Below are 9,427 nucleotides of genomic sequence, written 5' to 3'. Positions count from 1 at the left end.
CGTTTCCCAGTGCATCATTCCTCACGCCGTGGATGAAGAAGTTTCTATAATGGCATGAATTTATTGACACAGTAAGATTAGAGAACGGTAGCGATCGTTATCACCCGGCTTTAGCGCCCCGACCCGCGCATAAGGGAAACAAAGACCAGCCATTCGACATCGTCCAGCAGATCGTCGACAATCTGCACGCGCGTCGTGCAACGGCACGGCAGTCTCGCATTGCTCAAAGGATTTGGCGTATGTCGAAGTCTTCGAACTGACGCACCGGAAATTGCCATGAGATATCCGAGAACCGCGTTCATTCTGTCGGCGATCGATCCGGATCTTCTGTACCCGTGCCTCGAGGTTCGATTCGAAACCGACCAGCTTGATGCGCTGCGGCGACTGGTCGACCCGGACGCACCGGAGGATGCGGACCTCGACGACTGGTATCTTCTATCGTCGACACAGGTCGCCGCCGTATGCGACGCCTTTGCGATCGAGTTTGACCATGGTTCGCGCGATGCCGTCATCTCGAAGTATGTCGATACTGGTGTTCGTATCCCTTACCTTGTCCATACAGGTTACGAGCTGGCTTTGATGGTGCAAGGGCGCAAACCATTCGGGTTTATCGAATTCAACAGCGAATGGTGGCCGTCGGTTCTACTGAAGGCTCGATTCGACGAGTATGTGGCTCAAGGCGTCTTGCACTCGCACGAAATCATCCATGACGCACCGGCCCGTCCAGGCCTTCCCGCGCGTCGAATTGGGCAAATTCTGTATACGCTCAAAGGCGAGGAGTGGCGCATCCCGGCTCTGGAATTTTTCCGTCAGAATCTCAACCGGCAAGGCGACGGCTGCGAGAACATGGTGCGCCTAGAGGGTGCATTGCTCGGTTACGAGCGATGGCAAAACGACTGGTGGATCGACCATCTCGAGCGTAGCGGTACCGGCCTTTACGGCGCGTCCAGTATCGTCAAGGTGAGCCGGGCGCAATTCGACTGGCTTGTCCATGCGGGTTTCCGGGCGCTTCCGCCGGTCGACGCACCGACGTTCACACTATACTCGTCGCGTTGGTTCGACGAGGATGCAATGAAAGCGGCCATGCGGAACGACCAGACCATTGAAGCGTTCGTTCAGTTCAACGTCGGGTTGGTTCACATCATGCATGCAGCCGATTTCCGGACCGCCGGACCTTATGAGATTCCGGCAACACTGATTCCGACGATAAACCATCACCTCTTGCGCGCGGTAAGGGTTTTGATCCGTCGAAGTGATTGCCTCGAAGCTGCTCCATAAGGAGGAATTCGGCCAGTTGTCGCCGGAGCAGAAGCGATGGTGAACGGACATCATCGATTAGTTTCGATGTCTAACGGTCGATCGACAAAAGCGCCGGCGTAGGTCTTGGCGTAGCTTTCGATCCGAAGCCTTCTCAGACAAGACGCAGGTACTGCTGCATCATTGGAGTGACGGGTGCAGGTGCTGCGGTGGGGTGCGTGCTCATGTGACCGGGAAAAGTTGCTTTGGCTGCTGTTGAATCCCTTAAAAACCGCTAATCGTGTCCATAGATTACGCTAATGTAAGACACGGCCACGGCCCCGCGAGATAAGGCATTGCTGTCGTTTCGCGCGTCTTTTCATGCGTTGCATTTTGGCAACACGCGCACGCTCGGATGTCCGTTTATTTTTCTAACGCGTTCTACCTGTCCTTTAATTCCGCTAACGCGTCTGACGAGGCTCGATTAGGAGCGGCAATGACGGTTTCCGGGGAAGCAGTTAGCAGAGCGGAAAAAGTAGCAGATGTCCTCCGGCCATTGGGGCGAGGACCGCTTTCGAAGAAGCGCGCGGTTTCGGCTGCCAATCTGCAGGGCGTCCACTGGACTACTGTTTATCGTCTGCGGCGGAAATTTCTGGCAAACCCAGTAGCGAGCGCGGTCATCCCGAGACGACGAGGCCCATCTGAGAGCAGCCATCGATTGGGAGGGGCCGTTGATGCAGTGATTGACGAAGTAGTGCACGTCTGGCTGCCCACTCAACGACATTTGGCGCATCCTGCAACCGATCTCGTGCTGGTGGTTCGACGCAGATGTGAGCTTGCCGGACTGCAACCACCAGGCCGAACCACCATAGGCCGGCGGTGGGCTCAGCATCGCGAGGCGGACGGCCCTGCAGCGCGCGGCCCTTCCCAGCGCGCTGGCAGCGCCAGGTTCACTTGTCGCAAAGTATCCTCTGGAAATCGTTCAGGTCGACCATCCCCAGGCGGACGTGGTTTTGGTTAGCGAATACGACAGACAGGTGATTGGCCGCCCGTGGCTGACTATCGCTCTGGACGTTGCAACCAGGTGCGTGTTGAGTTTTTACGTTGGCATGGAGCGTCCGGGAGCGGCTACCGTTGGTTTGCTGCTGACCAGGGCGGCACTGCCAAAAAGCCCCTGGCTCGCGAAGATCGAGGCCGACGCAGAGTGGCCGATGCGTGGGATTCCGAACGTTCTACATCTGGACAACGCTGCCGAGTTCAAGAGCAGGGCGCTTCGCAGTGGATGTCGGGAATATGGTATCCACCTGATGTATCGTCCAGTCGGGCGGCCTCATTTTGGTGGTCATATTGAACGCTTGAACCGCACCCTGATGGAGCGTGTCCGGGGCTTACCGGGGGCGACTGGATCGTCTCCCAAAGGACGCAAGGCGCGAGAGTCTGAAAAGACGGCCTCGTTGACGCTTCGAGAATTCGAGCAATGGCTCGCGATCGAGATCGCCAGACGCTACCACCACGTTCCGCATCGCGGGCTGCTTGGAGCGACGCCAGCTGACACGTGGCGGATGCTTGCCCTTAGCCTTGATTCGCGGCAGCTTCCCGCGTCCAGCGACGCTGAGCTCAGGTTCCTGATTCGGTTTTTGCCCGTAGTGCAGAGGAAAATCCAGGCTGATGGACTGACGCTCTTCCATGTTCGTTATTGGCATCCAATTTTCGTCGCCTGGCGCCAGACGCGGCGGGCGGTCACCGTTCGGTATCATCCGGAGGACCTCTCGCGTGTTTTTGTGACAGCAGGGAGCGGCAACTACCTCGAAGTCCGTTACGCGGACATGCGGCGGCCGGCAATTTCTCTTTTTGAACACCGGGCAGCGTTGCATTCTATTAGGTTGGAAGGACAACAAACTGTTTCTGAGTCACTGATCTTCAGGACAATAGAAGAGCAACGGCATGTAATTTCCAGAGCCAAACAGACAACGGCCCGTGCACGTCGACGGTCACGCAAAAAGATCGTCCCATTGGAAGAGTTGCGCGACAGGATTGTCCCGTACAGGCGTGATGTGAAGGAACGGGAGGCGAAGCTGGGTTGCTCCATGCTTGGGTAGCGATCATTTTTGCCGCAGTTAAGTCATCAACGCTCTTGTCGCTCACATCAACCTCGCCCTTAGCGTTTCAATCGACGCTAGGTCGTCGACAGTGGCGGGGCGGATCTCCATCCTCACTCCTTGGCTGGATTCTAGATAACTCGCTGATTCACGCGCTCCGACAGTTCCTCGGAGCTTTCCTTGCGCTCGCTGTACCGATCGACCAAGTGCACGAAACACGGCGAGCCGGGATTCGTGGGCGAGTGCCGCAAGGGCGGCAATGGTTTGGTTCGTTTCCATGACTCGATAATGGTCGAAATATCGAACCAGGGGCAAGAATTTCGTCCACAGCTTGATCGCCCTCCGCAGGAAGAGGCAGCTCCCGACAAGGGGGCGCGCCCGGAACACGCGACGGGGGCGCCTACCGCTGGCTTACGCTCGCCTGCGTCCCTTTGCGATCGCTGTTCCTCAGTACAATCGTCGACAGACCGGCCAAGATAGCGAGACACAACATGGCAACCCTGTCCTCGATCGAACAGCGAAAACTTGAGCGCTTGCTCGGCATGGGCCTCGGCTACGTGCTTGACTTCTCAGACCGCACGTTTTCGCTGTTCTTCGAAGAGCACACCAGCATAGACATTAACGACGCCAAATACAGAGCCAACCGTAGCTCTGGCTCAAAAGCAAACCGGATGCGTGGCTTCTGGACGATCGAGCCCGACCACATCGTAGCCAAGGTGCTGCTCGCGATGATCGAGCAGTGCCTCGGCGGCGCACGTGAAATTGCGGTGTTCCGGGACGGCCAGGAAGTAACGGACATCACACAACAGCACGGCGAATTTCCTTGTGCCCGACAACAATTGGTCTTTCCTATGGTTAGCATCACAAACCCGTCTTGGACACTATGACGGAACAGGTCCATTCTCTGTTCAACGCATCGCACTGACCGACGCGGCGACGAACGCCAGACTGAATGGAGCTGACCATGCAAGAGATCATCGACGGTTTTCTGAAGTTTCAACGGGACATCATGCCGGCACGCAGGGAGTTGTTCCGCAAGCTGGCCACCAGCCAGACGCCGCGCACCCTGTTCATTTCCTGTTCCGATAGCCGCATGGTTCCCGAACTGGTCACGCAGCGCGAACCGGGCGATTTGTTCGTAATCCGCAACGCCGGCAACATCGTGCCTTCGTTCGGTCCCGAGCCGGGTGGCGTTTCGGCTACCGTCGAATATGCAGTGGCCGCGCTCGGCGTGACGGATGTGGTGATCTGCGGCCACTCGGACTGCGGCGCGATGACGGCCGTCGCAACGTGCAAGTGCCTCGACCATATGCCCGCCGTCGCGAACTGGCTGCGCTACGCCGACTCGGCGAAGCTCGTCAACGAGGCGCGTGAACATGCAGGCGAGCGCGAGCGCGTCGACTCGATGGTGCGCGAGAACGTCATCGCACAGCTCGACAACCTCAAGACCCATCCCTCCGTTGCACTGGGACTCGCGCAAGGCCGCCTCAATTTGCACGGATGGGTCTACGACATCGAATCCGGCTCGATCGACGCGCTCGACGCCGCGACTCGCCAGTTCGTGCCGCTCGCCGCGCATCCCGATGTCACCGCGACGCCCGCCGAATGCGTGGCTGCGCTCTGATTCCCGGCTCGTCATACCGACTGCCGATCTCACTAGGTTGATTTACTCAAGGAGCAACATCATGACCCAATCGCAAGTCACACCGAACGCACGCGAAGCTCTGACGGAAACGATCGTCGACGCGAAGGTGCGCAAGAACCTTACGTTCGAAGCCATCAACGAAGGCACGGGCCTGAGCCTCGCATACACGACAGCAGCGCTGCTCGGTCAGCATGCGCTGCCGGAGAATGCGGCGAAGCTCGTCGCCGAACGCCTCGGGCTTGACGCCGCCGCCGTGCGCCTACTGCAAACCATTCCCGTGCGCGGCAGCATTCCGGGTGGCGTGCCGACCGATCCGACCGTCTACCGCTTCTACGAAATGGTGCAGGTGTACGGCTCGACGTTGAAGGCGCTGGTTCACGAGAAATTCGGCGACGGCATCATCAGCGCGATCAACTTCAAACTCGATATCCAGAAGGTTCCGGACCCGGAAGGTGGCGAGCGTGCCGTCATCACGCTCAACGGCAAGTATCTGCCGACCAAACCGTTCTGAACCCATGATGCAAAGACGAAAATTCTTACTGAGCACCGGTGCCGCGCTTGCTTCGGGCGGCCTTGCCCTCTCGGGTTGCACGATGACGGGGCCGCGCTCCACGTCGAGCACCAACAACGCACTGTCCCCCACAAGGAGTTCCGAAATGACTTCACCCGCAGCAGTTCGTCCGCCGCTTCCGCCGTTCACGCTGGAGACGGCCATCGAGAAAGTCCGTCTCGCGGAAGACGGCTGGAATTCGCGCGACGCCGCTAAGGTCGCGCTCGCCTATTCGCTCGACACGAAATGGCGCAACCGCGCCGAGTTCGCGAACAATCGAGCGGAAGCGCAGGCGTTCCTCGAGCGCAAGTGGAAGAAGGAACACGAGTATCGTCTGATCAAGGAACTGTGGGCGTTCGGCGGCAATCGCATTGCCGTGCGCTACGCGTACGAATGGCACGACGACTCGGGCAACTGGTTCCGCTCCTACGGCAACGAGAACTGGGAGTTCGGCGAGGATGGCCTCATGCAGCGCCGCTATGCGTGCATCAACGATATGCCGATCAAGGAATCCGAGCGCAAGTATCACTGGCCCCTAGGCCGTCGGCCGGACGATCATCCGGGGCTGAGCGAGTTGGGACTTTGAAGCCCGGATCGCTACAGCCGCGGTGAGCGATTAGCGCCCAACGATTCGGTAGCGAAGAACGACGGATTGTTGGGCGTGTATTGAAGTTCACTGGTACTGCTAGTTTTGTCGGGAGGTGCGCGAATCTCGTCCGGTGATTCGGCTAGCAGAAACTATGAACCGCAACATCCTTACTGTTAGCACTACGTATTTTATATCGAAACAAGGAAAGGGAAACATCATGAACAAGAGCATCCGTCACATTTCTTACGTCCTGTCGGCACTCACGCTGGCTACTTCCACCACGACCGCGTTTGCTGCCTCTTCCGCAGAAGCGGCTTCACCGGGTTACCACTCCGCTGTACCGCTGATCCAGCGGAATGCAGCGCCGGAAGCCCCGCGCGCACTGACCCGCCGCGACGTGATCAACGAGCTGATCCAGGCCGATCAGGACGGTACGCGGCAACGCCTGAACGATACGGTTTTCCACGGCTCGTGATGCCAGACCAAGCGGCTGCGACGAAGCGAGTCGTATGCCGCCTCACAAAGGGGGAGTCGCCTCGATGAGTTTATGTCCGGCGGATCGTCAGTTGCAGCATCCAATGCGGCAAGGATCACACCGAATTCGATCGTGAACGCTTCCTCGATCGCAGCCCACATCGGCATTGCCGATACCGCCGAATCTACGGCCAGCAAACACTCGGCTGACGGTTTGACTAAGCGCCCAGCAGTGGAAGGTGTCGCGGTCGGCGCGCATGCTACCGCAGCGGCGCCAAGGCGGGTCGCCACCGAAATATGAATCGTTACCGAGGCGGGACGAGTCAGCAAAAGCGGGTTTCCGGTCGATGATATCGGCAAAACGCGCTGTTGCAGGCCAATCCGCTGACGCTGCATCAGCTTCGATGCGAGTCATTCAGCTACGTGACGCCGTCGATATCTTTGTCTGCGTCGATGAAGGTCACGTCGGCTTTCCGAACCGCTCAGTCAGTAGTTGTAAGAACGCCCTGCTTGCCGCAGTGCGATACGCACCCTTGCGCTCTAAGACGGCAGCCGTACGCGTTGGCAGAGGGGGATAGAGCGGCACGGGATGTAGGCCCTCTTGCACGCGTGCGATGTGATCAGGGAGAACCGTCGCCAGCTGGCCGCGACGCACGATCTCAACGATTGCACCGATCGTATCCACTTCGATTGCGACAAGCGGTCGAATAGCGTGACGCGCAAAATGCTCATCGATGAACCGGCGCGTCGCGAATGTGTCGTTCAGCAAGACCAACGGCTCCTTGCCAAAGTCAGGCCCCGCGAGTGCCTTGCGGCGTGCGGCACGCGGGTGGTTGCGGCCTACCACCAGGCTCAGCGTTTCCGCGCAGAGGGGTTGGCTTTCGATGTCGACCGAAGAGGCCGGATGGAATGCGACACCGATATCAAGCCTGTCGTCTGCAAGCTGCGCCTCCATCTGATCCTGTGTGAGTTCGCGGATATCGATCCTGATGCCAGGATGCAGCTGGTGGAAGCCATCGACGACCGGCCCGACCAAGGAAGCCGTAAAGGTCGGCGTTACTGCGAAACGCAGGCTGCCCCGACTCAATTCCGCCACGTCGTGTATCGCCCTCACCCCTGCGTCAAGGTCCTGTAGCGCGAGCTTGGCATAACGCATCCACGCTTCGCCCGCGTCGGTCAGGTGCACAGTTCTGCCGGAACGGTCGAACAGCGGTGTTCCCAGGGTGTCCTCGAGCTGCCGGATCTGCTGCGACAAGGTGGGCTGCGATACATGAAGCGCCTCGGCAGCGCGCGTGAAGTTCTTCTGTTCTGCTACTGCAAGGAAGTAACGGATATGACGTAGCAGCACGGGAATTCCCTCACCTATTGGCTATCCCTATCGAATCTATCGCAAACCAGGCTTGGACGCTATTGAAATTCGCGTCCATCCTTCATCCATCGAATCAAGGCACGCATCCAAGCCGATCATGAGGGAGGTCGTCGATGGGTTGCGGATACGCTGAACCGGGCCGCTAGTACGCTCGAGCTGAGGAAAATTATTTTGGTTCGTAGACTTTCCTAATGATCTTCGTTCGAGCGACCATCGTGTCCGCCTTTTCTGCTTGCCATCGACCTCCCGCTCTGTGTCGTGCGGTCGCGCGGACCTTCGACCGTTCGTTTGCTCAGCGGCGAAACGCCGGGCGATGTGTTGCCCGAGTCTTACAACAGTGTTGGTCAAAACCACAGTCGTATGCCTTCCCGTTATCGTAGGTTGGTGACCGTGTCCGGCGTTTCAGGGGGCGGCTCCGCTTGGACCGAAGACCCGAAAGTTTGAGATGGCATCAATGGAGAACGGGCCAGCTTTCAGCTGATTCCACTTCTTGCGAGTTTGCACCCACTGCGCGTGCTTAAATTGTGCAGCGTTTGCTGCATCGTGAAGCACCGGATATCCAAAGTCGTCGGCATACTCGCGAAGGGCTGCCTGTCGCTCACGCCAATTGCCGGTACCTTGGTTAGCAAACGCGATATGTTCGAGGCACAAGTGAAGGACCGTTGCTGCACAGCGTTCGCTCGATGAGCGGTCTCTATATGACACAACACGATCAGCAAAGAGAACTGCTGCGTTGCTCTTCTCGATCGCTTCTGCGACGTCAATGTTGAAACCTGGAATGAAATGCGCACTCAAGGCGATGATTTCTTGCTGTTCCGTCGGCAGTGAGGAGTACCAGACAAGGAAGTGGTCGAGCGGTGATTCAATATTTTCGTTTGACATGATTGAGTCGATCGGCACCAACTCTATCGACTCGGAAGTGGAGCGCGCCGCGCAAGCAAGGCGCGACCCGTATGGCACGAGTTTGGACGCACGAATCATAGTGTCGCTGTGTCTCATTATTTCGTTATCCTTCTGTTTTGCGACGTCTGCAAAAGCTACGCGAGACATTGAGCGGCTGTTGTGGAGACGTGCGAAAAGCCCCGTTGTGCCCTTTTTGGTCAACCCTTGGATTCGAGTGAGAGAGCGAGTGGGGTCTATGGGCGTGCATCCGCCTGTATCCCGCATCCGGTGCATTGCCACTCGCACGGCCTGCACCACGAGCCATCCCGCAGCCGAAGCCTAGTGTTTGCGGAAGCGCCTTCCCACAAAGGTTCTCCGTTCCGAATGCAAACAGGATGCCATTCAGTCCGTATGTTATCCACCCGAGGAGGCGCAGTGGATTCCAGAAGCAAGGGCTGCAAGGCTTACTGCCCACATGGAGTGGGCAGTAATCGCTAGAGGGTAGACTAGTGTCCTGTTCCGTTGTTAACTGGTCTATGTTCACGTAGCATGTTGACGTCAACGGAACGGGAGACGTCAGCAT

General features: G+C 58.0%; 9 protein-coding genes and 2 pseudogenes. 7 read left to right on the top strand and 4 right to left on the bottom strand.

Annotation, left to right across the window (positions count from 1 at the left end):
* Positions 1-276 precede the first annotated feature (276 nt).
* Both BTE28158_RS32730 and BTE28158_RS31960 read left to right on the top strand, forming a co-directional pair.
* Positions 277-1,278: a hypothetical protein gene (locus BTE28158_RS32730; RefSeq protein WP_239007482.1), complete on the top strand. Its 1,002-nt coding sequence runs from the start codon at positions 277-279 to the stop codon at positions 1,276-1,278.
* A gap of 965 nt (positions 1,279-2,243) precedes the next feature.
* On the top strand, positions 2,244-3,335 hold the full coding sequence (locus BTE28158_RS31960) for a TnsB C-terminal domain-containing protein (protein ID WP_244108041.1): 1,092 nt from the start codon (positions 2,244-2,246) through the stop codon (positions 3,333-3,335).
* A gap of 131 nt (positions 3,336-3,466) precedes the next feature.
* Here the strand turns inward: BTE28158_RS31960 and BTE28158_RS32725 are convergent.
* Both BTE28158_RS32725 and BTE28158_RS32720 read right to left on the bottom strand, forming a co-directional pair.
* Positions 3,467-3,544 (bottom strand): annotated as a pseudogene (locus BTE28158_RS32725) (arsenical resistance protein ArsH); the annotation flags it as partial.
* A pseudogene (locus BTE28158_RS32720) lies at positions 3,540-3,614 on the bottom strand (ArsR/SmtB family transcription factor); the annotation flags it as partial. The pseudogenes BTE28158_RS32725 and BTE28158_RS32720, both read right to left, overlap by 5 nt.
* Before the next feature lie 212 nt (positions 3,615-3,826).
* Here BTE28158_RS32720 and BTE28158_RS32715 point away from each other — a divergent pair.
* The 5 genes from BTE28158_RS32715 to BTE28158_RS31935 all read left to right on the top strand — a co-directional run bounded on the left by BTE28158_RS32715 (position 3,827) and on the right by BTE28158_RS31935 (position 6,594).
* Positions 3,827-4,222 (top strand): hypothetical protein, encoded by a 396-nt coding sequence (locus BTE28158_RS32715; RefSeq protein ID WP_239007480.1) that lies wholly within the window; start codon positions 3,827-3,829, stop codon positions 4,220-4,222.
* A 77-nt stretch (positions 4,223-4,299) separates the two neighbouring features.
* Positions 4,300-4,959, top strand: a complete 660-nt coding sequence (locus BTE28158_RS31950) for a carbonic anhydrase (protein WP_012372075.1) — start codon at positions 4,300-4,302, stop codon at positions 4,957-4,959.
* Between the two features lie 61 nt (positions 4,960-5,020).
* Positions 5,021-5,491, top strand: a complete 471-nt coding sequence (gene cynS, locus BTE28158_RS31945; protein WP_151051777.1) for a cyanase — start codon at positions 5,021-5,023, stop codon at positions 5,489-5,491.
* Positions 5,492-5,636: 145 nt separating this feature from the next.
* Positions 5,637-6,116 carry a nuclear transport factor 2 family protein gene (locus BTE28158_RS31940; protein WP_028362915.1) on the top strand — a complete coding sequence of 160 codons (480 nt, stop codon included), beginning with the start codon at positions 5,637-5,639 and terminating at the stop codon, positions 6,114-6,116.
* Positions 6,117-6,336: 220 nt separating this feature from the next.
* Entirely contained in the window at positions 6,337-6,594 is a 258-nt protein-coding gene (locus tag BTE28158_RS31935; protein ID WP_151051779.1) for a DUF4148 domain-containing protein, read from the top strand.
* Positions 6,595-7,053: 459 nt separating this feature from the next.
* On the opposite strand, the gene cynR is transcribed toward BTE28158_RS31935, so the two are convergent.
* Both cynR and BTE28158_RS31925 read right to left on the bottom strand, forming a co-directional pair.
* The gene (cynR, locus tag BTE28158_RS31930; protein WP_151051781.1) at positions 7,054-7,941 is read right to left on the bottom strand and encodes a transcriptional regulator CynR; all 888 of its coding nucleotides are present in this window, start codon (positions 7,939-7,941) and stop codon (positions 7,054-7,056) included.
* Between the two features lie 423 nt (positions 7,942-8,364).
* Entirely contained in the window at positions 8,365-8,844 is a 480-nt protein-coding gene (locus tag BTE28158_RS31925) for a hypothetical protein (protein ID WP_151051783.1), read from the bottom strand.
* Positions 8,845-9,427 lie beyond the last annotated feature (583 nt).

The organism is Burkholderia diffusa (genome assembly GCF_902499115.1).
Lineage (GTDB): Bacteria > Pseudomonadota > Gammaproteobacteria > Burkholderiales > Burkholderiaceae > Burkholderia > Burkholderia diffusa.
Note: the sequence above shows the minus strand (reverse complement) of the source record. Positions and strands in the feature narration are given on the sequence as shown.

What these genes read in the sequence shown, in the direction of transcription:
- BTE28158_RS32730 (WP_239007482.1), top strand. Translation starts at nt 277, where the DNA reads ATGAGATATCCGAGAACCGCGTTCATTCTGTCGGCGATCGATCCGGAT.
- BTE28158_RS31940 (WP_028362915.1), top strand. Translation starts at nt 5,637, where the DNA reads ATGACTTCACCCGCAGCAGTTCGTCCGCCGCTTCCGCCGTTCACGCTG.
- cynS (WP_151051777.1), top strand. Translation starts at nt 5,021, where the DNA reads ATGACCCAATCGCAAGTCACACCGAACGCACGCGAAGCTCTGACGGAA.
- BTE28158_RS31925 (WP_151051783.1), bottom strand. Translation starts at nt 8,844, where the DNA reads ATGTCAAACGAAAATATTGAATCACCGCTCGACCACTTCCTTGTCTGG.
- BTE28158_RS32715 (WP_239007480.1), top strand. Translation starts at nt 3,827, where the DNA reads ATGGCAACCCTGTCCTCGATCGAACAGCGAAAACTTGAGCGCTTGCTC.
- BTE28158_RS31950 (WP_012372075.1), top strand. Translation starts at nt 4,300, where the DNA reads ATGCAAGAGATCATCGACGGTTTTCTGAAGTTTCAACGGGACATCATG.
- BTE28158_RS31935 (WP_151051779.1), top strand. Translation starts at nt 6,337, where the DNA reads ATGAACAAGAGCATCCGTCACATTTCTTACGTCCTGTCGGCACTCACG.